Here is a 25,433-nt window from a genome sequence, read left to right on the forward strand (position 1 = left end):
CCTAGACTAGGTCGCTGGCCCGAGTCCGGGCCCCACCCCCTTCCCGCCCGTCGGGTCCACCCCTGTTCATCGGAGCCTGCCATCGCCACCGCGAAGCCCTCGCCGCTCGTGCTCGACACGCACGAGCTGTCTCGGCGACCCGGTTCGATGGAGGAGGTCGCGCGCGTCGTGCCCGCCCCCGCGGACATGGGGACCGCCGTCATCGGCGTGCCCGAGGGCGACGACCTCACCCTGGGCCTCCGCCTGGAGTCGGTCATGGAGGGGGTGCTGGTGTCCGGCGTCGTGCGCGGCACGGCGGTGGGGGAGTGCGTGCGCTGCCTCGACCCGGTCTCCCAGCAGGTGACGGTGCGCGTGCAGGAGCTCTTCGCCTACCCCGAGAGGGCGCAGGCGGCGGAGGAGTCCGGGGACGAGGACGCCGAGGACGAGCCGGTCCTGGTCGACGACCAGGCCGACATCGAGCCGGCGGTTCGGGATTCCCTCGTGACTGCACTACCATTTCAACCGCTGTGCCGTCCGGACTGCCCCGGCCTGTGCTCCGTCTGCGGGGCGCGGCTGGCGGACGACCCGGACCACCATCACGACCTCGTCGACCCCCGGTGGTCGGCGCTGCAGACCATGCTCGAGGATTCGAGCGTGTCCGACGAGACGAAAGAGAGCTAGCCGTGGCTGTTCCGAAGCGCAAGATGTCGCGCAGCAACACCCGTGCGCGCCGTTCGCAGTGGAAGACCACCGCGGCGGTTCTCACGACGTGCCCGAGCTGCAAGGGGCAGAAGCTGTCCCACGCCGCGTGCCCCACCTGCGGTGCCTACAAGGGCCGCCAGTACGCCGAGGCGCTGCGCACCGAGCACGCGGGCTGACATGCCTGCATCCGGCAACCGGCCCCGGCCGGAGCCGACCGCTCTTCTCGAGAAGCTCGGGGTCCACCTGGATCCCGAGCTTCTCGTGCTTGCCCTGACGCACCGGTCGTTCGCGCACGAGGCCGGGGGCATCCCGACCAACGAGCGGCTCGAGTTCCTGGGCGACACCGTGCTGGGGCTGGTCGTGACCGAGGCGCTCTACCGACGTCACCCCGACCAGTCCGAGGGCGAGCTGGCGAAGATGCGCGCGGCGACGGTGTCGCAGCGCGCGCTCGCGGCGATCGCCCGCCGCCTCGACCTCGGCGGCTACGTGCTGCTCGGCAAGGGCGAGCTCCGCACCCGCGGTTTCGACAAGGACTCGATCCTGTCCGACACCGTGGAGGCGCTGATCGGCGCCACCTACCTGTCGCACGGCCTGGAGCCGGCACGCGAGCTGGTGCACCGCCTCGTGGACACGACGCTGGACGCCGCCGCCGGGCTCGGCGCGGGGCTCGACTGGAAGACGTCGCTGCAGGAGGCGGCCGCCGTGCGCGGCTTCGGCGCCCCCGTGTACGAGGTCACCGGCGAGGGCCCCGAGCACGCGCGCGTCTTCCACGCCCAGGTGACCGCCGGCCCGGTGCTGGGCCTCGGTACCGGTTCCGCGAAGAAGCACGCCGAGCAGGCCGCCGCCGAGGAGGCGTACCGCGCCCTGCAGCAGGTCCCCGTGCCGGGCGTCGAGCCGGCGTCGGGCGTGACGGGCGACGCCGCCGGTGCCTGAGCTCCCCGAGGTCGAGACCGTCCGCGACGGCCTCGACCGGTTCGTCGTGGGCGCCGTCGTGCGCGACGTCGAGGTGTTCCGCGACTACTCCGTGCGGCGGCACGACGGCGGCCCCGCGGGGTTCGCCGACCAGCTGCGCGGCCGGCGCCTGGCCGCCGCGGTGCGGCGCGGCAAGTTCCTCTGGCTGCCCCTCGAGGGCGACGCGCCGGGGACCGCCGACGCCGCCCCCGCGGCCGCGTTGCTCGCGCACCTCGGTATGTCCGGGCAGCTGCTCGTGCGCGACCCCGCCGTCGCGGGCGACTGGGCGCACCCGCACCTGCGTGCCCGCCTCCACCTGACCGGTGCCCCGAGCGGCGCGGAGTACCTCGACTTCGTCGACCAGCGCACGTTCGGTCACCTGTCCGTCGTGGACCTGGAGCCGACGTCCGACGGCGCCCCCGGCGGCCTCGGCAGCGACCTGCCGGCCGTGCCGGAGCCGGTGGCGCACATCGGCCGGGACCCTCTCGACCCCGCGTTCGACGCCGACGCGGTGGTCGCCGCGATCCGGCGGCGGCGCACGGGGATCAAGCGGGCGCTGCTCGATCAGACGCTGCTGTCCGGCGTGGGCAACATCTACGCCGACGAGGCCCTGTGGCGCGCCCGCCTGCACTTCGCTCGCGCGACCGACCGGCTGCGGCCGGTGGAGGTGCGCCGCGCGCTCGACGCCGCCGCCGAGGTCATGGCCGAGTCCCTGGCGCAGGGCGGGACGAGCTTCGACGCGCTCTACGTGAACGTCAACGGCGAGTCCGGCTACTTTGCGCGCGGCCTCGCCGCCTACGGCCGCGAGGGCGAGCCCTGCCCGCGCTGCGGGGCCCCGATCCGGCGGGACGCGTTCATGAACCGCTCGTCGTACACCTGCCCGGTCTGCCAGCCGCGGCCGCGCAACGGCCGCTGGTGACGCGCTCCTGACGCCGCCGGTTCACCGGCCCAGGGCCCAGGCGGCCAGGTCGTCGACCGCACGCCGGTCGAGCGCGCCGGCCCCCGCGTTGCGCATGGCGTACTCGCCGAGCAGGGCGCGGTAGAGGATCGCGGCGCGCCGCGGGGCGTCCGGGGCGCCGGCTCCGATGAGGAGGCGTTCCAGGTAGGCGGTCCGTGCCCCGTCGACGGCGTGCACCGCGTCGCGGGCGCGGGTGTCGTGGGCGGCCCAGGCGCGGACGGCGCCGTCGAACCGGCCGTCGAGGACCGCGCCGGGCCCGCCGCCCGCGTGCTCGAAGGCCAGGCGCAGGAGCCCGAGCAGCCGGTCGGCCGGGTCGTCGGAGGCCTCCTCCACCCGGGTGATCACGCCGGCGGTGCCGACGGTGCGCCAGTGCTCGAGCAGGGCGTCGAGCAGGGCGGCCCGGTCGGCGAAGTGCCAGTAGAAGCTGCCCTTGGAGACGCCGAGCTCGCGCGCGAGGGGCTCGACGCGGACGGCGTCGACGCCGTCCGCTGCGAGCCTCCCGGCGGCGGCGCGGACCCAGTCGGCGGCGGAGAGCGAACCCATCCGTTGAACATACGCCACCGTACGGTTACCGTGACCGTACGCCACCGTATGGAGGATCCGATGTCGATCGCCGCCGCCGTCCTGCTCGCCGTCGTCGCCACGCTGCACGCCGTGCTCGGGGAGCACGTGATCGTCCGCCCGCTCCTCGCCTCGCCCGGCTGGCGCACCCGGCTCGCGCATCCCTGGGACGGCCGGCTGATCCGCGCCGTCTGGCACGCGCTGTCGCTCGCCTGGTACGCGCTCGCCGCGATGCTGCTCGGCTGGTCCGTGCCGGTCACCGTCGGCGTGCTGTGCCTGGCCACCGGAACCCTGATCTTCGCCTTCGTGCCCGGCCACCTCGCCTGGCCGATCTTCGCCGCGGCGGGACTGCTCGCCCTCGGGGCCGGCGGGGCGATCCCCGAGGCAGCGTTGTGGGCGGGCGCCGGGGCCGCCGTCCTCGCCGCGCTCGTCGCCGCCGGCTTCCACGCCGCCTGGGCGTCGGGCGCGACGGCCGGGGCGGGCCGGGTGCTGCCGCAGCGCCGCGGCACCCGCGAGCCCGTGGTCCGGCCGGGGCCGGTCGCGACGCTGGCCGTCGTCGTGGCGCTCGTCTCCTACGCGGCGATGATCGTCGCCCTCGCCGTCGGTGCCGACGGGGGCTGGTGGCGTGGACTCGGCGTCGTGGCCCTGGTCGTCCTGCTGGCCCGCGTCGTGGGGGACGGGCGCTACGTGGGTGTCTCGAAGCGGGTGCGGGGCACCCGGTTCGCCCGGGCCGACGACCGGTGGTGGACGCCGGCCGTCGGGCTGCTGGCCGCCGGCGCCGCGGCGGGGCTGGCGCTGGGCGCCTGATCCCCGGCGGATCGGTGGGGCGTCAGCGCGCGACGACGTTGCGCAGCCCGGCGGCGCCGTCGGCCTGCCAGGCCCGTACCTGCTCGGCGACGAAGCCGGCCGCGCCCTGCGGCCGCCCGCCCGCGACGTGCGGCGTGAGGATGAGGTGCGGGGCGTCCCACAGCGGCGAGTCCTCGGGCAGCGGCTCGGTCTCGGTGACGTCGAGCGCGGCGCCGGCGATCGTGCCGTCGCGGAGGGCTGCGACCAGCGCTTCCTCGTCGACGGTGGCCCCGCGGCCGGCGTTGACGAACCGCGCGTGCGCGGGCAGCAGGCCGAGCACGCGGGCGCCCGCCGCGTGGTGCGTCGCCTCGGTCGCGGGGAGCAGCGAGACGAGCACGTCGGTCGTGGGCGCGACCTCGTCGATCGACGCCACCACGGGGAAGCCGTACCGCTCGCCCGCCGACGACGCGACGCCGGTCACGCGCGCGCCGAGCGCCGCCAGCAGCGGGGCGAGGACGGCGGCGATGGAGCCGAAGCCCCAGATCGTGACCCGGGCGCCGTGCAGCGTGAACTGCGACTCGTGGTTCGCCTGCTCCTTGCCGAGGTCTCGGTCCCAGCGGCGCTCGTGCTGGGCCTCGAGTGTGCGGTCGAGGCGCCGCACGGAGGCGAGGACGAGCGCGAGGGTGTGCTCGGCGACGGTCGCGTCGTGCAGGGAACGCCCCGAGGAGATGACGACGTCGGGCGCGAAACCGGCGGCGAGCGCCTGGTCAGGGCCGGCGTTGAGGGTCTGCACCCAGCGCAGGTGCGGCATCCGGCGCGCGGCGTCCTCCATGACCCGCTGCGGGCTGGACCAGGTGACCAGGGCGTCGGCGTCGGTGTGCTCCTCCGGCACCGGGTCGCGCATCACGTAGCGCGCCACCTCCACGCCGGGGACGTCGATCGTCAGGTCGAAGGGCACGTTGCCGGGCACGAGGAGCTTCACGCCTCGCGACGTTAGCAGCCCGCCGGCGGGTGGTTCGGTGCCGTTCGCCGTGCGCCTCGTGACCTGCGCTCATATCGTGCGAGAGGCCGGCGTCCGCCGGATGGGCAGAGTGTCGAGGAGGTCGGCATGACGACGTCGGGGACGGGGACGGCGCCGCCGAACCGCGAGCAGGTGCGGCAGGCGATGACGGCGCGCACGCCGCGCAACTACGTCACGTGGATCACGCTCGCGTTCATGATCACGTCGTCCGTGGCGAGCCTCCGGGCCGCGCCGACGATGGCGGTCTACGGGCTCGCGGCCGTGTTCCTGTACGTGGTGCCGGCGCTGGTCTTCCTGCTGCCGACGTCGCTCGTCTCGGCGGAGCTGGCGTCCGGCTGGTCGGGGGGCGTGTACCGGTGGGTGGCGGAGGGCCTGTCCAAGCCGCTCGGCTTCCTGGCCGTGTGGTGCCAGTTCGCGATGACGATCTTCTACTACCCGAGCCTGCTGGGGTACGTGGCCAGCACGTTCGCCTACGTCATCAACCCGGCCCTGGCGTCCAACGGCGTGTACGTGGCCATCGTCATCGTCGTCATCTACTGGGCCGGCGTGTGGGTGTCGTCGCAGGGCACGAAGACGGTGGCGGGCCTGTCCAGCGCCGGGCTGATCATCGGCACGCTGATCCCGGCGGCGATCCTCGTCGTCCTGGGCATCGTGTTCCTCGGGCAGGGCAACCAGTCGGCGGCCCCGATGGACGCGTCCCACCTGCTGCCGCAGTGGACGGGCATCGCCTCCCTCGTGCTCATCGTCAACAACTTCCTGTCGTACGCCGGCATGGAGATGAACTCCGTGCACGTGAACACGCTGCGCAACCCGGGCAAGGAGTTCCCGCGCGCGATGTTCCTGGCGATCGGGCTGGTGCTGGTGATCTTCATCCTCCCGGCGGTCGCGATCAGCTGGGTGATCCCGGCCGACCAGCTCTCCCTCACCGCGGGCGTCATGCAGGCGTTCGACGCGTTCTTCGCCAACTTCGGGGTGTCGTGGCTGACGCCGATCCTCGGCCTCATGCTCATCGCGGCGTCGATCGGCGGCATGCTCACCTGGCTCGCCGGGCCGTCGAAGGGCCTGCTGACGGTGGCGCGCGAGGAGGGCTACATGCCGCCCTTCCTGCAGCGGCTCAACAAGAACGGCGTGCAGCAGAACATCCTCGTCGCCCAGGGCGTGTTCACCACGGTCATCGCGCTGCTGTACGCGTTCATCCCCGACGTCTCCAGCGCGTACTGGATCCTGTCGGTCATCACCACGCAGGTGTACCTGATCATGTACCTGCTGCTGTTCGTCGCCGCGATGCGGCTGCGCCGCACGGCGCCCGACCACCCGCGCGGCTATCGCGCCCCCGCGCTCGGGGTCCTGTGCGTGGTGGGGTTCCTCGCCTCGGTGGCCGCGATGATCATCGGGTTCGTGCCGCCCGCGCAGTTCTCCAGCGGTTCCGTGTGGACCTACATCCTCATCGTCGGCGGCGGGCTCGGCATCATCGGCCTGCTCATCCCGTGGCTCTTCCTCCGGCTGCGGAAGCCGTCGTGGCGGCAGCCCGCGCCCGAGGTGGCCGCGACCGACGAGCCGGAGGCGTGAGATGAGCACCACGACGCCGTCGCACGAGGCCGGGCGCGGGACCGGCGGTCAGCGACGCTGGATCACCTACACGGCGGCCGCGGTCCTGCTGCTCCTGCTCGGCGCGATCATGATGATCCAGTTCGCCGGCCACCAGGACCGGCAGGACGAGCGCGAGGCGGAGCAGAAGGCCGCGACCCTGCACGCCGCGTTCGCCGACATCGGCATCACGGCCTTCTCGGAGGAGACCATCGCCCGGGTGCTCGGGTCCGACGGCGGCGGGTTCTGCACCGATCCCGCCGCGCTCGTGGACGCCACGGCGAACCTGGGCTCGGCGAACGGCGCCGCCGGCCCGGGCCTGCGGCCCTCCGTGCTCGACGAGCGCCGCCTCGAGGGCGACCGCCTCGTGATCGAGACCTACTGCCCCGACCAGCTCGACGAGTTCGACGCCTACGTCGACTCGCTGAACCTGGACGACACCACCACTCAGCCCGCCGGCGAGCCCACCGGCGAGCCCACCAGCGATCCCAGCACCGATGCCAGCACCGAGGAGACCTCATGACCGCCACCGACGTCGAGGCCGTGCGCGCCGCCGTCGCGCCGCTGCTGCCGCGGGCGCTCGACGACCTGCGCACCCTGGTCGCCATCCCGTCCGTCGCGGACGAGCGGCTCTTCCCGCGCGAGGAGTGCGAGCGCGCGGCCCGGTGGGTGGTCGACGCGTTCCGCGCCGAGGGCATCGACGACGCGCGTCGCGAGCGCACCCCCGACGGCTCGGACGTCGTCGTCGGGTACCGGCCCGGCCCGCCCGGCGCCCCGACCGTGCTGCTGTACGCCCACTACGACGTGCAGCCGCCGCTCGACGACGCCGCCTGGACCACGCCGCCGTTCGAGCTCACGGAGCGTGACGGCCGGCTCTACGGCCGCGGCGCGGCGGACTGCAAGGGCAACATCGTCACGCACCTCACGGCGCTGCGGGCGCTGCGGTCGCTGGTGGGCGACGACCTGCCGGTGGGCGTGCGCATCGTGATCGAGGGCTCGGAGGAGCAGGGCACCGGCGGCCTCGACGGCTGGGTGGAGGCGACCCCGGGCGCCCTGGCCGCCGACGCGATGCTCATCCAGGACACCGGCAACGCGACGCTCGGCCTGCCCACGCTCACCGTGTCGCTGCGCGGCGCGACGAGCGTCGTCGTGCGCGTGGAGGCGCTCGAGGGCGAGATCCACTCGGGCATGTTCGGCGGCGCCGCGCCCGACGCCCTCGCGGCGCTGGTCGCGCTCCTGGCCTCGCTGCGCGACACCGAGGGGAACACGACGATCGACGGCGTGGAGGCCTCGGGGGCGTGGCCGGGCGTCGGGTACGACGCCGACCAGTTCCGTGCCGACGCGGGCGCGCTGCCGGGCACGCGGCTGCTCGGCGACGGCGCCGTGGCCGACATGCTGTGGGCCCGCCCGGTCGTGACGATCCTCGGCATCGACGCGCCGTCCGTCGTCGGGTCGGCCGCGGCGATCCAGCCGCGCGCCGCGGCCCGTCTCAACCTGCGCGTGCCGCCCGGCGCGGACGCCCGCGATCTGCAGGACAAGCTGGTCGCGCACCTCGAGGCGCACGCGCCGTGGGGCGTGCGCGTCACCGTGGAGAGGGACACGCCGGGCCAGCCGTTCGCCGCCCGCACCGAGGGGCACGTCTTCGAGACCCTCTCCACGGCGCTCGCGGACGCCTACGGCCGCGCCACCGTGACCGCCGGGCAGGGCGGGTCCATCCCGTTGTGCAACATCCTCGCGGGCCAGTACCCCGACGCGGCGATCGTGCTGCTCGGCGTCGAGGAGCCGGCCTGCCTCATCCACGCGCCGAACGAGAGCGTCCACCCGAGCGAGATCGAGAACCTGGCGGTGGGGGAGGCGCTGTTCCTGGCCCGCCTCGGCGCATGACGGCGGAGCACCGCCCGGCGGCCGCCCGCTACGACGCCGTCGTGGTGGGCGGCGGGCACAACGGGCTCACGGCGGCCGCGTACCTGGCGCGGGCGGGGCGCAGCGTGCTGGTGCTCGAACGCCTCGACCACGTGGGCGGCGCGGCGGTGTCGGCGCGGGTGTTCCCGGGCGTGGACGCGCGGCTGTCGCGCTACTCCTACCTCGTGTCGCTCCTGCCGCGCCGGATCGTCGAGGAGCTGGCTCTGCCGGTGACCCTCCGGCGCCGCCGGTACTCGTCGTACACGCCCGTGGGGGACGCCGGCCTGCTCGTCGACACCGGGGACGACGCCGCCACGCGGGGCTCGTTCGCGGCCGTCGGCGCGGCGGACGACCACGCGGCGTGGCAGCGCTGGTACGCCGCCACCGGCCGACTGGCGAGCCGGCTCTTCCCGACGCTCACCGAGCCGCTGCCGTCGCGGGCCGAGGCCCGCGCCCTCGTGGACGACGCCGCGACCTGGCGCGACCTCGTCGAGCGGCCGCTGGGGGAGGCGTTGCGCGAGCGGTTCGCCTCCGACGTCGTGCGGGGCGTCGTCGCCACCGACGGGCTGATCGGCACGTTCGCCGACCTCGACGAGGGCTCGCTGGCGCAGAACCGCTGCTACGTCTACCACGTGATCGGCGGCGGGACCGGGGACTGGGACGTGCCGGTGGGCGGCATGGGCGCCGTGTCCGGGGCGCTGCGGGACGCGGCCGTCGCCGCCGGCGCCACCGTCATGACGCGGGCCGCGGTGTCCGCCGTCGACCCCGGCAGCGGCGGCGAGGCGCGGGTCGCGTGGACCGACGAGGACGGTCGTGACCATGAGGTCGCGGCGGGCACGGTGCTGTGCGGCGCGGCGCCCGCCACCCTCGATCGCCTGCTGGCCGCGGCCGGCGCGGCGCCGTCGGGCCGCGCCACGTCCGCGCCGCCCGAGGGCGCCCAGCTCAAGGTGAACCTCCTGCTGCGCCGCCTGCCCCGGCTCCGCGACGGCGTCGACCCGGCCGCCGCGTTCGGGGGCACCTTCCACGTCAACGAGTCGGCCGCGCAGCTCCGGGCCGCGCACGCGCAGGCGGCGTCGGGGCAGATCCCCGACCTGCCGCCGTGCGAGACGTACTGCCACTCCCTGACGGACCCGTCGATCCTCGGGCCGGAGCTGCGCGCGTCGGGCGCCCACACGCTCACCCTGTTCGGCCTGCACATGCCCGCGCGGCTGTTCCGAGGCGACGCCGCCACGCACGACGCCACCCGGGAGCGGGCGCTCGCGGCCACGCTCGCGTCGCTGGACGCGGTCCTTGCCGAGCCGATCGAGGACGTGCTGCTGCGCGACGCCGAGGGGCGTCCCTGCCTCGAGGCCCGCAGCCCCGTGGACCTGGAGGGGGATGTCGGCCTGCCGGGCGGTCACATCTTCCACCGCGACCTGTCGTGGCCGTGGGCGCCGGACGACGACGAGGCCGGCCTCGACCGCCCGGGCTCCTGGGGCGTGGAGACCGCGCACCCGCGCGTGCTGCTGGCCGGCGCGGGCGCGCGGCGCGGCGGGGGAGTGAGCGGCATTCCCGGCCGCGCCGCGGCGATGGCGGTGCTCGGCGCCTCCGGTCAGGGCGGCTAGCGGATCTCGACCCGCAGCAGCCGCCGCATGCCGACGGCGAGCGGCAGCCCGATCCACACGAGCCCCGCCGTCCCGAGCTGGGCCCACTGCTCGTCGGTGACCGCCGGCGCGCCGAGCACGCTCATCGCCAGGCTCAGGTCGAGCCAGGAGCCGTGCTCGGCCCACCACGGGGCGAGGCCGGCGATCATGCCGGACAGGGACGGCAGGATCAGGACGAACCCGAGGTAGGCCACCAGGGCCGGCGCGGACGCCCGGATCAGCACGGCGAACCCGAAGCCCACGGCGAGGGCCACGACGTCGAGCAGCGCTGCCCGCGACGCCTGCTCGAGCGTCAGGTCCCAGGCGGGGTCGATACCGCGGAACGCGGAGGCGGCGAAGGTGCCCAGGGCCGCGGCGGCGAGCTGCACGACGCCGGCGGCCACCGCCACCGCGACGGTCGCGACCCCCTTCGCGAGGACGACCCGGCCGCGGCGGGGCACCAGCGCGAAGGTCGTCAGGGCGCTGCGCTGGTTCCACTCGCTGGTGACGGCCAGGACGGCCACCATCGGCAGCACGAGCTGCATCGGGAACCCGATCATGGACGTGAACGAGGCGAAGCCGACCTCGTCGTCGCGCCCCCACACCGCCACGGCACCGACCACGGCACCGGCGATGAGCGCGATGGAGACCAGCAGCCACGCGCCGGCGCGGGTGTCGAGCATCTTGCGCACCTCGACGTCGACAAGGCGGGTCATCGGCACGGGCGCGGGCCTGCGGTTCCCGGCCAGGGTCGGGGCGGGGCGTTCGGAGGCGGTGGTGTCGACGGCGGTCATGCGGCGGCTCCGTTCGTGGTGACGGTCGATGCGGGGTCGCGCTGGTCGGCGGCAGTGAGCTCGAGGAACATCTCCTCCAGGCCGGCGCCGTCGGCGGTCCGCAGCTCCGTCACGGCGAGGCCGGCGCCGAAGGCGACGCGCCCCGCGGCCGCCAGGTCGGCGTCGGTCGCGACCGCCCCGTCGGCGGTGGGTGTGACCTGGAACCCCGCCGCCGAGAGTGCTGCGCCGAGCGCCGCGGCGTCGTCGGACCGCACGAGGGTGCCGACCCCCGCGAGCAGGTCGCGGGTAGGCCCGGAGGCGACGATGCGGCCCCGGCCGATCATGACGATGTCGTCGGCGATCATCTCGATCTCGGCGAGCAGGTGGCTGGAGAGCAGCACCGTGCCGCCGTCGTCGGCGAAGCCGCGCAGGAGGTCGCGCATCCAGCGGATCCCGGCCGGGTCGAGCCCGTTCGCGGGCTCGTCGAGCACGAGCACCCGCGGGTCGCCCAGGAGGGCGGTGGCGATCCCGAGGCGCTGGCGCATCCCGAGCGAGTAGTCGCGGACCCGGCGCCGGCTCTCGGTGCCGGTGAGGCCCACGAGGTCGAGCATGGCGTCCACCCGGGCTGCGGGCAGACCCATCGTGCGCCGGGCGAGGTCGAGGGTCTCGCGGCCCGTCCGGCCGCCGTGCTGCGCCGACGCGTCCAGCAGCACCCCGACCTCGAGCCCCGGGTTCGGTAGGTCGCCGTACCGGCGGCCGAGCACGCGCGCGCTGCCCGACGTCGGCTCGGCGAGGCCGACCAGGATGCGCAGCGTCGTGGACTTGCCGGCGCCGTTGGGCCCCAGGAAGCCCGTCACCCGCCCGGGGGCGGCCGTGAACGACGCGTCGTCGACGGCCGCGAAGCCGCCGTACCGCTTGGTGAGGGACTCGATGGTGATCACCATCGGACGCTAGCCGCGCTCCGCGGCCCGGGGCGTCATCCCTGGGGTGGACGGCGACGGGCCGGGTCAGCCGACGGGAGGACCCGCGAGCGCCCCCTCCTGGCTCACGGCCCAGGCATAGCCCGCGTCCTCGCGCAGCAGCGTGCCGTGCGGGCCGCGCGTGACCACCCGCGCCGGGGCGCCCCCCGGGCTGCCCGTGGCGTCGCCGTCGGCGGTGCCGAGCAGCAGCACCTCGTCCGCGACGGCGAGCGGCGTGAGGCGGTGCGACGCCACGACGACCGCGCGCCCGGTGTCGCGGGCGTGCGCCGCGAGGGTGGCGACGAGGGCGTCGGCGGTGGCGTCGTCGAGGTGCTCCGCGGGCTCGTCGACGAGGAGCACGCGGGCGGGCGTCAGCAGGGCCCGGGCGATCAGGAGCCGCCGGCGCTCGCCGCCGGAGACGTCGGCGCCGTCCGGGCCGAGCATGGCGTCCAGGCCGTCGGGCAGCCCGGCGAGCCAGGCGTCCAGGCCGACGGCCGCGAGCGCGTCGCGCGCGTCGTCCGCGGTGACGTCGGGCCGTGCGACGCGGAGGTTCTCCAGCACGGTGGTGCCGAACAGGTGCCCGTCCTCGGCGACGAACAGCGCGCCGCCGTCGCCCGCCCGGACGGCGCCGCAGCGCGACGGCAGCAACCCGGCTGCCGTGAGCAGCAGCGTCGTCTTGCCCACGCCGGACGGTCCCGCCAGCGCGACGACGCCGCCAGGCCGCAGCGCGAGGTCGACGCCGGCGACCACGGTGCGGTCCGCCCAGCCGGCGTCGACGGCGTCGAGCTCCAGCAGCGTGTCAGACGTGCGGCGTACCCCGGTGGGCTGGGTGTCCGTCAGGTCGGGCAGGAGGGCCACCAGCCGGCGCGCGGCCTCCCGCGACCGGCGCAGCTGGACGGCGGCGGCGGGCAGCGTCGACGTCGCCTCGAAGACGGCGAGCGGCGTGAGCACGACGACCGCCAGCTCGACGGGCGTCAGCGTGCCCGCCGCGACGGCGGGGAGCCCGAGCAGCAGCGAGCACAGCACGGCGAGGGTCTGCGCCCCGGCGTCGATCGCGGCCGACGTGCCGGAGACGCGCGCGCCGTCGTCGGTGGAGCGGGTGAGCCGCGCGTCCGCGGCGCGCAGGCCGGCGAGCCGGTCGTCGAGCCGGCCGGCGACGCGCAGCTGCTGACCGTCCTCCAGCAGCTCGAGTGCGCGCCCGGTCACCTCGGCCCGGGCGGCGGCGCCCCGGCGCTCGACCGACGCCGCCGCGCGGGACGCCAGCCACGGCGCCAGCACGCCCGTGAGCAGCAGGCACCCGAGCAGGGTGGCGCCCGCGGCGGGCAGGAACGCCCCCACCAGGACCACGGAGCCGAGCCCCACGCACGCGGCCACCCCGGCCGGGATCAGCGCCCGCACGACGACGTCGCCCACCGCGTCCACGTCGGCGCCCACGCGGGCGAGGAGGTCGCCGCGGCGCAGCGCGATCACGCGCGTCACCGGCCCGCGGGCCAGCGCGTCGTAGAGGTTGGCGCGCAGGGCGGCCATGCCGCGCAGCGCGACGTCGTGGGAGGCGAGCCGCTCGAGGTAGCGCAGCACGCCGCGGCCGGTGCCGAAGGCGCGCACGGCCACGACGGCCACCGAGAGCTGCAGCACGGGCGGCATCTGCGACGCGCGGGCGATGAGCCATGCCGCGGCGGCGGCCAGGCCCACGGAGAACCCGAGCGCCAGGGTGCCGAGCGCGACGGCGCGCGCCACGCGGGCCCAGCGCACCTCCAGCATGGGCAGCACCCGGCGCAGCGGGTCGGCGGGGCGGGTGGCGGCGTTCACGACGCCACCGCCTCGGCCTGCCCGACGGCGCGCGCGGCGACGTCCACCACCTGGTCCGCGAGCGCCAGCAGCGACGCCCGGTGCGCCACGACGACGACGGTGCGCCCGGCGTCACGCCAGGCGCGCACGGTGTCGAGCACGACCTGCTCGCCGCGGGCGTCGAGGTGCGCGGTGGGTTCGTCGAGCAGCACGAGGGGCGGGGGAGCGCCGTCATCGGGGGCCTCCCCGTCCAGCAGCGCGGCCGCGAGCGCGACCCGCTGCCGCTGCCCGACGCTGAGGCCGGTGCCGCCGAGCCCGACCGGGGTGTCCCACCCCAGCGGCAGCGCCGTGACGACGTCGTCCAGGCCGGTGGTGCGGGCGGCGGCGGCCAGGGCGTCGTCGGGCACCGGGCGACCGTCCGTCACGGCGTCGCGCACCGTGCCGGGGGCCAGGGTGGGGCGCTGCGGCACCCACGTGACCTGCGGCCACCAGGTGGCCAGGTCGACGTCGGCCAGGTCGACGGGGCCCACGTCGACGGGAGCCCCGCCGACGCCCTGCGCGACGGGCTCGACGAGCACCCGGCCCTCGTCGGGGCGCAGCAGCCCCAGGAGGACGAGCGCCGCCGTCGACTTGCCCGCACCGCTGGGGCCGCGCAGCGCGACGACCCTGCCGCCGCCGGGGCGGCCGGTGCCGAGCGGCACCCGCGCCGTGAGCCCGGCGGGGGCGAGGACGCCGCGGTCGCCGGCGCGCACGCCGACGCCGTCGAGCACGAGGGTCGCGCCGGCGAGGGCCGGCGCGGGCGTGGTGCCCGCGGTCGGGGTCGGCCGCTCGAGGAGGGCGAAGGCCCGCTCGGCGGCGGCGAGGCCGTCGGTGGACGCGTGGAACTCTGCGCCGACGCGGCGCAGCGGCAGGTAGACCTCGGGCGCGAGCACGAGCACGGCGATGGCGGGCACCAGGGCGATCATCCCCTCGACGAGGCGCAGGCCGACGCCGACGGCGACGATCGCGACCGACAGCGTGGTGAGCAGCTCCAGCACCATCCCGGACAGGAACGCGATCCGCAGCGTGCCCATCGTGGCGCGCCGCGACGCGTCGCCGAGGGAGCGGACGCGGGCGCCGGGCCCGATCTCGCGACCGAAGGCCCGCAGGGTCGGCAGCCCGGCCAGCAGGTCGAGCACCTGCGACCCGAGCCGCTCGATGGTGCGCAGCCGACGCTCGGAGGCGCCCGCGGTCATGACGCCGACCAGCCACATGAACAGCGGCACGAGCGGCAGCGTCACGACGCAGATCAGCGCGGAGACCCAGTCCAGGCCGAGCACGACCAGCACGAGCACCGGGGTGAGGATCGCCGTGAGCAGCAGCTGGGGCAGGTAGCGCACGAGGTACGGGCCCAGGTCGTCCAGGCCGCGTGTGGCGAGCGTCGCCGTGGCGGCGGGTCCCTCGCCCTCGCTGCCGTCTCCGGCCGGCCGCGGGCCCAGCGCCACGGCGTGCGCCACGACCTGCTCGCGCAGCTCGGCCACGACGTCGGCCGCCGCCTTCTGCGCGTACCGCTCCTGCGCCCAGGCGATCAGGGCGCGTGCGGCGATCGCGGCGACGAGCGCCCCGAGCCACGGCGCGACGTCGGCCAGGGCGAGCGGCGCGCCCGCGCTGCCCGCCGTGACCGCCGGCCCGAGGGTGTGCGCGATGGCGAAGGCCTGGAGCACGACGGCCCCGGCGGCGGCGACGCCGAGGGCCGCGGTCAGGGCGACGTACCACCGGGCCGCGCGCGCACGCCGCAGCAGGCGGGGGTCGAGGGGCTTCACGGGATCAGGCCAGGGGTCGGCACAGCGGTCAGTATCGACGACAAGGCGCGCGTCAGAACGCCGCGTCCTTGATCTTCTGCCACGACAGCCCGGCCGGGGCGGGGATGTCCTTGCTGGAGAGGCGCCGGCGGAAGATCCAGTACGTCCACGCCTGGTAGGCGATCACGAGCGGCGTGAGCACCACCGCGACCCACGACATCACGGTGAGGGTGTAGGGCGTCGAGGCCGCCTCCGCCACCGTGAGGGCCTCGCCGCCGTCGAGGGCGGGGATGACGTCGGGGTACATGGAGCCGAAGATCAGCACGACGGCGCTCGCGATGGCGACGGCCGACAGCGTGAACGCCCAGCCCTCCCGCCGCGCCCGGGCGGCCACGACCACGCCGACCAGCGCGAGGGCCGCGACCGCGACGGCCGCCCACGTCCAGGTGACCGAGTAGGCGACCTGCGCCCAGACCGCCCAGCCGCCCGCGACGACGAGCGCCACGACCGACAGCGCCGCCGCGAGCCGGCCCGCGCGCTCGCGCACGTCGCCGTCGGTCTTGAGGGCCACGAAGACGCTGCCGTGCAGGAGGAAGAGCACCAGCGTCGTGAGGCCGCCGAGCAGGGCGAACGGGTTGAGCAGCGCCCAGAACCCGCCCACGTACTGGTGGGACTCGTTCAGCAGCAGCCCGCGCACGAGGTTGCCGAACGCCACGCCCCACATGATCGAGGGGACCCACGACCCGAACTGGATGGCGACGTCGCAGCGCCGCGCCCAGCGGGTGTCGGAGATCTTGCCGCGGTACTCGAACGCGACGCCGCGGGCGATGAGGCCCAGCAGGATGATCAGCAGCGGCAGGTAGAAGCCGGAGAACATCGTGGCGTACCACTCCGGGAAGGCGGCGAACGTGGCGCCGCCCGCGGTGAGCAGCCACACCTCGTTCCCGTCCCACACCGGCCCGATCGTGTTGATCAGCACCCGACGCTCCTTGTCGCGCTGCTCCTTGCCGCCGCGCGGCAGGATCGACAGCAGCATGCCGACGCCGAAGTCGAAGCCCTCGAGCACGAGGTAGCCGGTCCACAGGACGGCGATGATGACGAACCAGAGGATCGCGAGGTCCATGGGTCTCCCAGTCTCGGTCTCGATGCCAGCTACGCGATGGCGCTCAGTAGGCGAAGGACAGCGGGCGGTCGGCGTCGTCGGGGTCCTGCGCCTCCGGCGACTCGTCGCGGACGACGTCGGGGACGCCCTCGACCGCGTACCGGTGCATGAGGCGGTACCAGACGACGGCGAGCACCGCGTAGACGAGGGTGAGCACGATCATCGACGTGAGGATCACCCCCGCCGGCACCGCTGTGGACACGCCGCGCTCGGTGAGGAGCCGCACCTGGTCGATCCCCGTCGGGTTGGGCGCCACCACCCAGGGTTGGCGGCCGACCTCTGTGAAGATCCACCCGAACGAGCAGGCGAGGAACGGTGTCGGGATCGCGAGGAGGCCGAGCCTGCTCAGCCAGACGCTGTCGCTCACCCTGCCCTTGCGGGTGGCCCACAGCGCCGTCAGCGCGAGCGCCAGGGAGAACACCGCGAGGCCGATCATGAGCCGGAACGACCAGTAGGTGATGGCCAGCGGCGGGGTGTAGGTGACGGGCTCGCCCGAGGCGGTGACGTCGCCGTACCGCTCGGTGTACTGCTCCTGCACGTCGTAGACGCCGGGCAGGTAGGACTCGGGGCCGGAGAAGTGGCCGGTGCCCAGGAAGCTGGTGACGCCGGGCACGGAGATGAGGTGGTCCACGTCCTCGCACCCGGCGTACAGGGGGCCGACGGCGAGGATGGAGAACTCGGCGGCTTCGGTGCCCTCGCACAGGGCCTCGGCCGACGACATCTTGCCCGGCTGCTGCTCGTACATGAGCTTGCCCTGGAGGTCGCCGGACCAGATCACGCCGGCGCCGGCGATGATCATGGTCCACACGCCGACGAGGACCGCGGGCCGGTAGACGGTGCGCGCCTTCTCGACGTTCTCCGGCTTCCTGCTGCGCACGAGCCGCACCATCCACCAGGTGGCGACGCCGCACACGAACGTGCCGGCGGTGAGGAACGCGGCCGAAATGGTGTGGGGAAAGGCGGCCCACAGCGTGTTGTTGCTGAGCACGGCGCCGATCGACTCCATCTCGGCGCGGCCGGTCTCCTCGTTGAAGATCGTGCCGACCGGGTGCTGCATCCACGAGTTCGCGGCGAGGATGAAGAACGCCGAGAGGTTCGTCGCGAGCGCGAACAGCCAGATCGCCGCGAGGTGCACCTTCTTCGACACGCGGTCCCAGCCGAAGATCCACAGGCCGAGGAAGACCGACTCGACGAAGAAGGCGGCCAGCGCCTCCATCGCGAGCGGCGCGCCGAAGACGTCGCCCACGAAGCGGGAGTACTCGCTCCACGCCATCCCGAACTGGAACTCCTGCCAGATGCCGGTGACCACGCCCAGCGCGAAGTTGATCAGCAGGAGCTTGCCGAAGAACTTGGTCAGCCGGAGCCAGCGCTCCTTCTTGGTGACGACCCACGCCGTCTGCATCCCGGCGACCAGCGGTGCGAGACCGATGGTCAGCGGGACGAAGATGAAGTGATAGACGGTCGTGATGGCGAACTGCCAGCGGGCCAGTGCGAGGGCGTCCACGGGTTCTCCTTGCTCACTCGTCGGAGCGGTCCTTCGACCGTAGGACCACCGGTGTGCGGGCGCACGACCAGTGCTGTCGTCGTCACGGGACGGGGTTCGTGAAGACTTTCACGATCTAAGTAGTGAAGGTCTTCACAAGTCAAGCCGGCGCGGCGCCTGCTCGGTGTCCGACCGCGCCGTGCGGCGGTGGGTCACGCGGTGGGGCGCTCAGGATGCGATACTGGTCCGAAGCCGTCCTGGCCCACATCCCGGGGCGGCCCACGAGCTCGCAGCACTCGCGATCCGCACGCGATGCCGCCGCCAGGCACGAGGCCCGGCGGCGCGTCCGCGAAGAGCGCGGTGCCGCAGCCGGAACCGAGACTTCCGTCGGCCGGCGCGCCGAGCAGCGCGCCTGTCCGACGACGACCACCGGTGGCCCGCACGTGTGGGGGCGGGGCCGCCGGAGCTGGAGCGCCTTCCGTGACGTCCGACAACCCGACCGACGCCGCCCGCAAGCCCGCCCGTCGTCGCGCCACCCGGCCCGCTGCCGCCCCGACGGGCCCGCAGGCCGAGCAGGCCGCCGCCCCCGCCGCCACGCCCGACGTGGCGCCGCCGTCGTCTCTCTCCGACCTCGTGCTGCCGGAGCGCGCCGACGCCCAGGCCGACGCGTCCGCCGGGGCCAGCGCGTCCCTCGCCGACATCGTCCTGCCGGAGGGCCCCGCCGGCCGCGCGGCCGACGCCGCGGCCGAGAAGCCGGCACGCACGCGGCGCCGCGCCACCCGCGCCACCGGCGCGCAGCCCGCCGCGGAGCCCGCCGCGGAGCCCGCGGCCGAGCCTGCCGCGAAGCCCGTCGAGGCGGAGCCGGCCGGCGACGCCCCCGCCGCCGAGGCCGAGGCTGCACCCGCCACGGGGCGTGGCGCGTCGGGCACCGCCCGGACCCGTGCCCGTCGGACCGCCGCGCCGAAGGCGGAGGCTCCCGCCGAGACGGCCGAGGAGGTCGCGCAGGCCGAGGCCGCCGGGCCCGCCCCCGCGACGAAGGCTCCGGCGAAGAAGACGACCCGGAAGACCGCCACGCGCAAGGCCTCGGCCGGGGAGAAGTCCACCGAGAAGGACACCGAGAAGGCCGCGAAGAAGACCGCCGAGAAGACCGCCGAGAAGGCCACCGAGAAGGCCTCGGCGAAGCCGGCCGAGAGCGCCGCGGAGGCGTCCGCCGAGCAGGCCGCACCGCGGTCGCCGGCCGCGAGGGGCGGCGGGTCGGCCACCCCGCGGCTCGCGACGACCGCCGTGCTGTTCCAGGCCCCCGACCTGTCGACCGCGCGCCGGTCCCGCCGCGCCCAGGCTCCCGCCGGCCCGCCGCGCCCGCACGACGCCCCGGCCGAGGAGACGGCGACCGCGACCGAGCCCGAGGCGGCGACGAGCGCGCCCGAGAAGGCTTCCGCCGTCGAGGCGTCGAAGGGCGAGCCGACGCGGACCCGCTCGCGCCGTGCCACGCGCGGCACCCGTGCGGCGAAGGTCGCGGACCCCGCCGAGCAGTCGGCTCCGGAGGCCCCCGTCGAGGAGCCCGCCGCCGACGCGGCGCCGGTCGTGGAGCCTGTCGAGTCGCCGGTCGAGGCGCCCGCGGTCGCCGACGTCGAGCTCAGCGAGGACGAGGCCGCCGCGGTCGAGGAGGTCGGCGCGATCGAGTCCGAGCTCGTGGCCGAGGGCGTCGAGCTCGTCGACCTGGGCCCGGAGGACCTGAGCGACGAGGAGGGCGAGGACGACGAGATCCGTCCGCGCCGGCGCCGTCGCCGGGGTGGGCGTGGCCGTCGCGGCGGTCGCCGCCCCGAGGGTGAGGCCGGCTCCGACGGCGACCTCGACGAGGACTCCGACGAGGGTGCCCGCGAGGACGAGCGCCCCGCCGAGGCGGACGCCGACGAGCAGGGCGACGACCGCGGCGAGGACCACGCCGGTGAGCAGGGCGACGAGCAGGGCGAGGACGACGGCGGCGACTCCGCCTCGAGCCGTCGCCGTCGCCGTCGTCGGCGCGGCACCCGCCAGGAGCGGGCCGAGGCCGCCGTGGCGCGCACCCGCGACCGCGACGAGGTCACGGCCCTCAAGGGCTCGACGCGACTCGAGGCGAAGCGTCAGCGCCGCCGCGAGGGCCGCGACGCCGGGCGCCGCCGCCAGATCATCACCGAGGCCGAGTTCCTCGCGCGCCGCGAGTCCGTGAACCGGTCGATGGTCGTGCGCGAGCGCGACGGCCGCACGCAGATCGCCGTGCTCGAGGACGGCGTGCTCGTGGAGCACTACGTCTCGCAGCAGTCGCAGGCGTCGATGGTGGGCAACGTCTACCTCGGCCGCGTGCAGAACGTGCTGCCGAGCATGGAGGCCGCGTTCGTCGACGTCGGCAAGGGGCGCAACGCGGTCCTCTACGCCGGCGAGGTGAACTGGGACGCCGCAGGGCTCGAGGGCCAGCCGCGCCGCATCGAGGAAGCCCTGAAGTCGGGCGACTCCGTGCTCGTGCAGGTCACCAAGGACCCGATCGGGCACAAGGGCGCCCGACTGACCTCGCAGGTCACGCTCGCCGGTCGCTACCTGGTGTTCGTGCCGGGCGGGGGCATGACCGGCATCAGCCGCAAGCTCCCCGACACGGAGCGCAGCCGGCTCAAGAAGATCCTGCGCGACGTCGTGCCGGAGGGCGCGGGCGTCATCGTGCGGACCGCCGCCGAGGGGGCGAGCGAGGCCGAGCTGCGCGCCGACGTCGAGCGCCTCGAGTCGCAGTGGGCCTCGATCCAGAAGAAGTCGTCGTCCGCCAGCGCCCCGGCGCTGCTGCAGGGCGAGCCGGACCTCGCGATCCGCGTCGTGCGCGACATCTTCAACGACGACTTCTCGTCGCTGCAGATCGAGGGCCAGGGCGCGTGGGACGAGATCGCGCAGTACGTCGAGGAGCTCGCCCCCGACCTGCGCGACCGCGTGACGAAGTGGACGGAGAACACGGACGTGTTCGCCGTGCACCGCGTGGACGAGCAGCTGGCCAAGGGCATGGACCGCAAGGTCTGGCTGCCGTCGGGCGGGTCGCTGGTCATCGACCGCACCGAGGCCATGACGGTCATCGACGTCAACACCGGCAAGTTCACCGGCGCGGGCGGCACGCTCGAGGAGACCGTCACGCGGAACAACCTCGAGGCGGCCGAGGAGATCGTGCGCCAGCTGCGGCTGCGCGACATCGGCGGCATCGTCGTCATCGACTTCATCGACATGGTGCTCGAGTCGAACCGCGACCTGGTGCTGCGCCGCCTCGTGGAGTGCCTGGGCCGCGACCGGACCAAGCACCAGGTGGCCGAGGTCACCTCGCTCGGCCTCGTCCAGATGACGCGCAAGCGCGTGGGCCAGGGCCTGGTCGAGGCGTTCTCCGAGACCTGCGAGCACTGCAAGGGCCGCGGGTTCATCGTGCACAGCGAGCCGATCGAGAGGAACGGCGCCCACCAGCACCACGACGGCGACCAGGGCGAGGGGTCGAAGCGGTCGCGCCGCAAGCGCGGCGGCAAGCAGGCCGAGACCGCCCCGGCGCCCGCGGCCGAGGTGCCGACCCTGCCCGAGGACCGCTCGGAGGCGCGCGAGGCCGTCAAGGCCACGCTCGCCACGATCGCGGCCGCGGCGGCGCACGCCCACGAGCACGAGCACGACGCCAAGGACGGTGCCGGCGACGGCGCGAAGGACCGTGCGCAGGCTGCCGCCCCGGCGGCGGACGCGCGCGCCGCGGAGGCTCCGGCCGCCCCGGCGCCTCTGGCCCTGCCGGAGCCGGTGGAGCCCTCGGCCGTGACGCCCGTCGCGCCGGAGACGCTCATCGAGCTGCCCGAGCGGAAGCCGGAGCCCGAGCCCGGGACGGCGGCCGAGACGGCCACGAAGCCCGCGAAGAAGGCTCCGCGCCGCGCGCGCAAAGGAGCCGGAGCCCCGAAGCCTGCTCAGTCGGGTGCTGGGGAGACTGCGGCCTCGGGAGTGACCGGCACCGAGTGACCGGCACCGAGTGACCTGAGCGCGAGGTCGAGGCGACGGGCCCGGGGGTGATGTCCATGACATCGCCCCCGGGCTCTGTCGTCGGGCCCCGCCGCGTCGTCGGGGCATGTCATGCTCGGGCCATGACGGGGGACGACCGCAGCGGTGGGCGGCTCGAGGTGATCGCCGGCCCGATGTTCGCCGGCAAGACGGAGGAGCTGGTGCGCCGCGTGCACCGGGCGCAGGTGGCGCGCCGCGGGGTGCTCGTCGTCGCGCACTCGCTCGACACGCGCAGCGGGCCCGGCCGGGTGGCGTCCCACTCCGGGCTGGAGATGCCGTCGCGCAGCGTGCGGGACGCCGAGGAGATCCCGGGCCTCGTCGCGGAGGGCACGGAGCTGGTGGCCGTCGACGAGGCGCAGTTCTTCGGTCCCGACCTCGTGGACGTCGTCACGGCACTGGCCGACGCAGGGCTCGTGGTCGTGGTCGCCGGGCTGTCCGTGACGTTCGACGGCCGCGCGTTCGCGCCGCTGCCCGAGCTGATGGCGGTCGCCGAGTCGGTCACGAAGCTCACCGCGGTGTGCGCGGTCTGCGGCCGTGACGCGGCGTTCCACGTCCGGCTCGAGGCGACGCCGGCGGACGACGACGCCCTGGCCCCGACGTCGGGCCACGTGGGCGGGTCCGAGTCGTACGAGGCGCGCTGCCGGCAGCACCGCGCGGGCTGACGCAGGAGCGGCGGCGCGTCGCGGGACGTTCAGCGGCGCCCGAGCCGCTGCCGCATCGGGCAGTCGAACGGGTCGCGGGCGGCGAGCCCGACCTCGTTGAGGTAGCGCACGACGATCGCGTACGAGCGCAGCAGCGAGGTCTCGGTGTAGGGCAGCCCGAGCCGTGCGCAGTGCGCACGGACGAGGAGGCGTGCCCGCGCCAGGTGCGGCCGGGGCATGCTCGGGAACAGGTGGTGCTCGACCTGGAGGTTGAGGCCGCCCATGAGGATGCTCATCCAGGCGCCGCCGCGCACGTTGCGGGAGGTGAGCACCTGCTTGGAGAGGAAGTCGATCCGGCTGCCCTCGGGGATCATGGTCATGCCCTTGTGGTTGGGCGCGAACGTCGCGCCCATGTAGACGCCGAACACGGCGAGCTGCACGCCGAGGAACGCGAACCCGAGGCCGAGGGGCAGCCACCAGAGCACGACGGCGACGTACAGGGTCAGGCGCACCAGGATCGTCACGAGCTCGCGCTGCCGCGAGGCCCGGTCCTCCGGCGTGCCGGTCAGCAGCGACCGCACGGCGGTCACGTGCAGGTTGATCCCCTCGAGGGTGAGCAGCGGGAAGAAGAGCCAGCCCTGCCGCCGGGTGATCGCGCCCAGGAACCCGTGGTGGTCCGAGGCCGCCTCCTCGGTGAAGGAGATGACGCCCGGCGCGACGTCGGGGTCCTTGCCCACCTGGTTGGGGTTGGCGTGGTGGCGGGTGTGCTTCGTCATCCACCACGAGTAGCTGATGCCGACCACGGCGTTCGCCAGGATGCGTCCGACGCGGTCGTTGAGGGGCCCGGACGCGAAGACCTGCCGGTGCGCCGTCTCGTGCGTGAGGAACGCCAGCTGTGTGAGCACGACGCCCAGCGCGGCCGCGATCAGGAGCTGGAACCACGAGTCGCCCAGGAGGACGAACCCGGTCGCCACGCCACCGAGCGCCAGGACGAGGACAACCCCGTTGACGAGGTAGTAGCCGTACGCCCGGCGCAGCAGCCCGGCGTCGCGGACCTCCCGGGACAGTGCGCCGTAGGTGCTGGTGAACTTCGCCGCGGCGCCGCCGCGCGGAGCGGCGGAGCTGTCGAGGACGGCCGGGACGACTGGGGGCATGCGTGCCTCGCAGGGGTCGGGGTCGACTTCCCAGCCGAGGTGTGAGCGGTCGCTCGGTCGCGCGGATGTCCCGAGCCTACGGGGCCGTAGGTTCGGGACAAGGGGGTTGTCCCCCCAGAGCGCGGAGCCGGTCGAGCACCTCGCGCGCCGTGGCGGCGTCCGCGGCCGCGAGGATCCCTCGCCCGCCGTGCACGGGCCCGCCGTCGAGGTCGGTGACGACGCACCCGGCCGCCTCGCACACGGCGACGCCGGGCAGGAAGTGGACGCTGCCGTCGACGTCGGCCCCGGTCACGTAGGCGGCGTGCCGGCCCGCGGCCACCCAGGCGAGCGCGAGCGAGCTGGACGCGACCCGGACCGCCCAGGTCTCGCGCAGCCCGGCGTCGGCGACGAGCGCAGGCGCCCCGCGGCCGTTGTCGACGTCCACGTTGAGGAGGCGGGTCACGGGAGTGGGGGAGGCGTCGACGTCGGGGGAGCCCGCCGCGCTCCGCACGCGGGTGCGGACGCCGTCGGTCCACACCACCTCGCCGGTGAGCGGGTCGGCGACGGCCGCCGCCAGCACGCGCTCGACGCCGTCACGACACTCCGCGAGGGCGACGTTGACGCCGAACGACGGGACTCCGGCGGCGAAGTTGAGCGTGCCGCACAGCGGGTCGACGTACCACCGCCGGGCGCTGTCGCCGCCCGAAGCGCCGAGCTCCTCGCCGACGACGGCGTCGCCCGGCCGGGCCGCGGCGAGGACGTCGCGGACCGCCCGCTCGGCGGCGACGTCCGTGTCGGTGGCGAAGTCCAGCCCGACCTTCGCGTGGCGCGTCACGGGGCGCCGGAAGGCGGCGGCGACCACCGCCGCACCGGCCAGGGCGGCGGAGACCGCCACCTCGACGTCGCTCGATGAGACGCCGGGAGAGCGTCGGGGCGCGGCTGTCACGACCGGCATCCTGGCACGCCGGTCCCGGGGACGCTCAATCCTCCACGAGCGGGACGAACGAGTACGTCCCGTGCTCGGAGGTGCGGACCTCTCCGTGCTCGTCGCGGGTCACGAGCACCATCACGTGCCGCACGGGGATCACCATCCGGCCGCCGGGGGCGACCTGGTCGACCAGCTCCGGGGGCAGCCGGGTGGGCGCGGCGGACACCAGCACCCGCTCCCACCCGCCGACGCGCGGGGCGCCCAGGCGGCCGGGGACGGCCCGGGCCACCCGGGCCCAGGGCATGCCGGCGCGACGCACGTTGGCCGCGCCCCAGACGGCGAGGTCCGCGTGCCGCTCGAGGCCCAGCACCGACCCGGTGGGCCCGACGAGGCGGGCGAGCAGCGCCGTCGTCCAGCCGGAGCCGGACCCGACGTCGAGCACGTCCGCGCCCACCGGCACCTCGAGGAGCCGGAGCATCGCCGCGACGGTCGACGGCTGCGAGCACGTCTGGCCGTGCCCGATCTCGACGGGGCTGTCCGCCTCGGCCCAGCGGGCGCCGGCGCGAGGCAGGAAGCCCCGCCGGTCGACGTCGCGCAGCGCGGCCGTCACCGCGTCGTCGACGCCCCCGGACCCCGTCGGCAGGGCCGGTCGTCCCGTCCGCCCGGTCATCCCTCCATCGT

The 25,433-nt window shown here is 75.3% G+C and carries 22 protein-coding genes; 11 read left to right on the forward strand and 11 right to left on the reverse strand.

Annotated elements, in window-relative coordinates; genetic code table 11:
* Positions 1 to 108 precede the first annotated feature (108 nt).
* Genes ACH443_RS06745 through mutM form a run of 4 tightly spaced genes read left to right on the forward strand, consistent with a single transcriptional unit; the run spans position 109 to position 2,551 of the window.
* Positions 109 to 660, forward strand: a complete 552-nt coding sequence (locus ACH443_RS06745) for a YceD family protein (RefSeq protein WP_429764006.1) — start codon at positions 109 to 111, stop codon at positions 658 to 660.
* Positions 661 to 662: 2 nt separating this feature from the next.
* Positions 663 to 857, forward strand: coding sequence for a 50S ribosomal protein L32 (gene rpmF, locus ACH443_RS06750; protein ID WP_079574722.1), 195 nt, complete (start codon positions 663 to 665; stop codon positions 855 to 857).
* A gap of 1 nt (position 858) precedes the next feature.
* On the forward strand, positions 859 to 1,614 hold the full coding sequence (gene rnc / locus ACH443_RS06755) for a ribonuclease III (RefSeq protein ID WP_429764007.1): 756 nt from the start codon (positions 859 to 861) through the stop codon (positions 1,612 to 1,614).
* Positions 1,607 to 2,551: a bifunctional DNA-formamidopyrimidine glycosylase/DNA-(apurinic or apyrimidinic site) lyase gene (mutM, locus tag ACH443_RS06760; RefSeq protein ID WP_430589849.1), complete on the forward strand. Its 945-nt coding sequence runs from the start codon at positions 1,607 to 1,609 to the stop codon at positions 2,549 to 2,551. The genes rnc and mutM overlap by 8 nt, the downstream gene beginning before the upstream one ends.
* Before the next feature lie 21 nt (positions 2,552 to 2,572).
* Here the strand turns inward: mutM and ACH443_RS06765 are convergent, their stop codons facing one another.
* Positions 2,573 to 3,133 carry a TetR/AcrR family transcriptional regulator gene (locus ACH443_RS06765; protein ID WP_430555906.1) on the reverse strand — a complete coding sequence of 187 codons (561 nt, stop codon included), beginning with the start codon at positions 3,131 to 3,133 and terminating at the stop codon, positions 2,573 to 2,575.
* A gap of 60 nt (positions 3,134 to 3,193) precedes the next feature.
* On the opposite strand from ACH443_RS06765, the gene ACH443_RS06770 reads away from it, so the two are divergent.
* On the forward strand, positions 3,194 to 3,958 hold the full coding sequence (locus ACH443_RS06770) for a DUF3995 domain-containing protein (protein WP_430589850.1): 765 nt from the start codon (positions 3,194 to 3,196) through the stop codon (positions 3,956 to 3,958).
* Between the two features lie 22 nt (positions 3,959 to 3,980).
* On the opposite strand, the gene ACH443_RS06775 is transcribed toward ACH443_RS06770, so the two are convergent.
* The gene (locus ACH443_RS06775) at positions 3,981 to 4,919 is read right to left on the reverse strand and encodes an NAD(P)-dependent oxidoreductase (RefSeq protein WP_429764011.1); all 939 of its coding nucleotides are present in this window, start codon (positions 4,917 to 4,919) and stop codon (positions 3,981 to 3,983) included.
* A 126-nt stretch (positions 4,920 to 5,045) separates the two neighbouring features.
* Here ACH443_RS06775 and ACH443_RS06780 point away from each other — a divergent pair, with 126 nt between their 5' ends.
* The 4 genes from ACH443_RS06780 to ACH443_RS06795 are packed head-to-tail and all read left to right on the forward strand — an operon-like array spanning position 5,046 to position 10,051.
* Positions 5,046 to 6,527 carry an APC family permease gene (locus ACH443_RS06780; RefSeq protein ID WP_430555904.1) on the forward strand — a complete coding sequence of 494 codons (1,482 nt, stop codon included), beginning with the start codon at positions 5,046 to 5,048 and terminating at the stop codon, positions 6,525 to 6,527.
* A gap of 1 nt (position 6,528) precedes the next feature.
* Positions 6,529 to 7,068 (forward strand): hypothetical protein, encoded by a 540-nt coding sequence (locus tag ACH443_RS06785; RefSeq protein WP_430589851.1) that lies wholly within the window; start codon positions 6,529 to 6,531, stop codon positions 7,066 to 7,068.
* Positions 7,065 to 8,429: a dipeptidase gene (locus tag ACH443_RS06790; RefSeq protein WP_430589852.1), complete on the forward strand. Its 1,365-nt coding sequence runs from the start codon at positions 7,065 to 7,067 to the stop codon at positions 8,427 to 8,429. The genes ACH443_RS06785 and ACH443_RS06790 overlap by 4 nt, the downstream gene beginning before the upstream one ends.
* Positions 8,426 to 10,051, forward strand: a complete 1,626-nt coding sequence (locus ACH443_RS06795; RefSeq protein ID WP_430589853.1) for a phytoene desaturase family protein — start codon at positions 8,426 to 8,428, stop codon at positions 10,049 to 10,051. Before ACH443_RS06790 ends, ACH443_RS06795 begins: the two co-directional genes overlap by 4 nt.
* Here ACH443_RS06795 and ACH443_RS06800 read toward each other — a convergent pair.
* The 6 genes from ACH443_RS06800 to ACH443_RS06825 all read right to left on the reverse strand — a co-directional run bounded on the left by ACH443_RS06800 (position 10,048) and on the right by ACH443_RS06825 (position 18,036).
* Positions 10,048 to 10,863: an ABC transporter permease gene (locus tag ACH443_RS06800; RefSeq protein ID WP_429764016.1), complete on the reverse strand. Its 816-nt coding sequence runs from the start codon at positions 10,861 to 10,863 to the stop codon at positions 10,048 to 10,050. The two genes, ACH443_RS06795 and ACH443_RS06800, sit on opposite strands and share 4 nt — an antisense overlap.
* The gene (locus tag ACH443_RS06805; RefSeq protein ID WP_429764017.1) at positions 10,860 to 11,783 is read right to left on the reverse strand and encodes an ABC transporter ATP-binding protein; all 924 of its coding nucleotides are present in this window, start codon (positions 11,781 to 11,783) and stop codon (positions 10,860 to 10,862) included. Before ACH443_RS06805 ends, ACH443_RS06800 begins: the two co-directional genes overlap by 4 nt.
* Positions 11,784 to 11,849: 66 nt before the next feature.
* Positions 11,850 to 13,562, reverse strand: coding sequence for a thiol reductant ABC exporter subunit CydC (cydC, locus tag ACH443_RS06810; protein ID WP_430590001.1), 1,713 nt, complete (start codon positions 13,560 to 13,562; stop codon positions 11,850 to 11,852).
* A 44-nt stretch (positions 13,563 to 13,606) separates the two neighbouring features.
* Positions 13,607 to 15,391 (reverse strand): thiol reductant ABC exporter subunit CydD, encoded by a 1,785-nt coding sequence (gene cydD, locus ACH443_RS06815; RefSeq protein ID WP_430589854.1) that lies wholly within the window; start codon positions 15,389 to 15,391, stop codon positions 13,607 to 13,609.
* 52 nt (positions 15,392 to 15,443) lie between these two features.
* Positions 15,444 to 16,493: a cytochrome d ubiquinol oxidase subunit II gene (gene cydB, locus ACH443_RS06820; RefSeq protein ID WP_429764019.1), complete on the reverse strand. Its 1,050-nt coding sequence runs from the start codon at positions 16,491 to 16,493 to the stop codon at positions 15,444 to 15,446.
* Between the two features lie 43 nt (positions 16,494 to 16,536).
* Positions 16,537 to 18,036 carry a cytochrome ubiquinol oxidase subunit I gene (locus tag ACH443_RS06825; protein ID WP_429764020.1) on the reverse strand — a complete coding sequence of 500 codons (1,500 nt, stop codon included), beginning with the start codon at positions 18,034 to 18,036 and terminating at the stop codon, positions 16,537 to 16,539.
* A gap of 459 nt (positions 18,037 to 18,495) precedes the next feature.
* Between ACH443_RS06825 and ACH443_RS06830 the strand changes: the two genes are divergently transcribed.
* Together ACH443_RS06830 and ACH443_RS06835 are read left to right on the forward strand one after the other, a co-directional pair.
* The gene (locus tag ACH443_RS06830; protein ID WP_430589855.1) at positions 18,496 to 22,011 is read left to right on the forward strand and encodes an Rne/Rng family ribonuclease; all 3,516 of its coding nucleotides are present in this window, start codon (positions 18,496 to 18,498) and stop codon (positions 22,009 to 22,011) included.
* A gap of 122 nt (positions 22,012 to 22,133) precedes the next feature.
* The gene (locus ACH443_RS06835; protein WP_429764022.1) at positions 22,134 to 22,712 is read left to right on the forward strand and encodes a thymidine kinase; all 579 of its coding nucleotides are present in this window, start codon (positions 22,134 to 22,136) and stop codon (positions 22,710 to 22,712) included.
* A 29-nt stretch (positions 22,713 to 22,741) separates the two neighbouring features.
* Here the strand turns inward: ACH443_RS06835 and ACH443_RS06840 are convergent, their stop codons facing one another.
* The 3 genes from ACH443_RS06840 to ACH443_RS06850 all read right to left on the reverse strand — a co-directional run bounded on the left by ACH443_RS06840 (position 22,742) and on the right by ACH443_RS06850 (position 25,422).
* Entirely contained in the window at positions 22,742 to 23,845 is a 1,104-nt protein-coding gene (locus ACH443_RS06840; protein WP_429764023.1) for a fatty acid desaturase family protein, read from the reverse strand.
* Between the two features lie 76 nt (positions 23,846 to 23,921).
* Positions 23,922 to 24,770: an inositol monophosphatase family protein gene (locus ACH443_RS06845; protein WP_430589856.1), complete on the reverse strand. Its 849-nt coding sequence runs from the start codon at positions 24,768 to 24,770 to the stop codon at positions 23,922 to 23,924.
* A 34-nt stretch (positions 24,771 to 24,804) separates the two neighbouring features.
* Positions 24,805 to 25,422, reverse strand: a complete 618-nt coding sequence (locus tag ACH443_RS06850) for a protein-L-isoaspartate O-methyltransferase (RefSeq protein WP_430589857.1) — start codon at positions 25,420 to 25,422, stop codon at positions 24,805 to 24,807.
* Between the last annotated feature and the right edge of the window lie 11 nt (positions 25,423 to 25,433).

Source organism: Isoptericola sp. NPDC019571 (assembly GCF_044389385.1).
In the GTDB taxonomy this organism is placed as follows: domain Bacteria; phylum Actinomycetota; class Actinomycetes; order Actinomycetales; family Cellulomonadaceae; genus Isoptericola; species Isoptericola nanjingensis.

Excerpts from the sequence above, each read along its gene's own strand:
- ACH443_RS06770 (WP_430589850.1), top strand. The coding sequence starts at position 3,194 with ATGTCGATCGCCGCCGCCGTCCTGCTCGCCGTCGTCGCCACGCTGCAC.
- cydC (WP_430590001.1), bottom strand. The coding sequence starts at position 13,562 with ATGCTGGAGGTGCGCTGGGCCCGCGTGGCGCGCGCCGTCGCGCTCGGC.
- ACH443_RS06785 (WP_430589851.1), top strand. The coding sequence starts at position 6,529 with ATGAGCACCACGACGCCGTCGCACGAGGCCGGGCGCGGGACCGGCGGT.
- ACH443_RS06835 (WP_429764022.1), top strand. The coding sequence starts at position 22,134 with ATGACGGGGGACGACCGCAGCGGTGGGCGGCTCGAGGTGATCGCCGGC.
- ACH443_RS06765 (WP_430555906.1), bottom strand. The coding sequence starts at position 3,133 with ATGGGTTCGCTCTCCGCCGCCGACTGGGTCCGCGCCGCCGCCGGGAGG.
- ACH443_RS06800 (WP_429764016.1), bottom strand. The coding sequence starts at position 10,863 with ATGACCGCCGTCGACACCACCGCCTCCGAACGCCCCGCCCCGACCCTG.
- ACH443_RS06790 (WP_430589852.1), top strand. The coding sequence starts at position 7,065 with ATGACCGCCACCGACGTCGAGGCCGTGCGCGCCGCCGTCGCGCCGCTG.
- ACH443_RS06840 (WP_429764023.1), bottom strand. The coding sequence starts at position 23,845 with ATGCCCCCAGTCGTCCCGGCCGTCCTCGACAGCTCCGCCGCTCCGCGC.
- ACH443_RS06795 (WP_430589853.1), top strand. The coding sequence starts at position 8,426 with ATGACGGCGGAGCACCGCCCGGCGGCCGCCCGCTACGACGCCGTCGTG.
- ACH443_RS06780 (WP_430555904.1), top strand. The coding sequence starts at position 5,046 with ATGACGACGTCGGGGACGGGGACGGCGCCGCCGAACCGCGAGCAGGTG.
- rnc (WP_429764007.1), top strand. The coding sequence starts at position 859 with ATGCCTGCATCCGGCAACCGGCCCCGGCCGGAGCCGACCGCTCTTCTC.
- cydB (WP_429764019.1), bottom strand. The coding sequence starts at position 16,493 with ATGGACCTCGCGATCCTCTGGTTCGTCATCATCGCCGTCCTGTGGACC.
- ACH443_RS06850 (WP_430589857.1), bottom strand. The coding sequence starts at position 25,422 with ATGACCGGGCGGACGGGACGACCGGCCCTGCCGACGGGGTCCGGGGGC.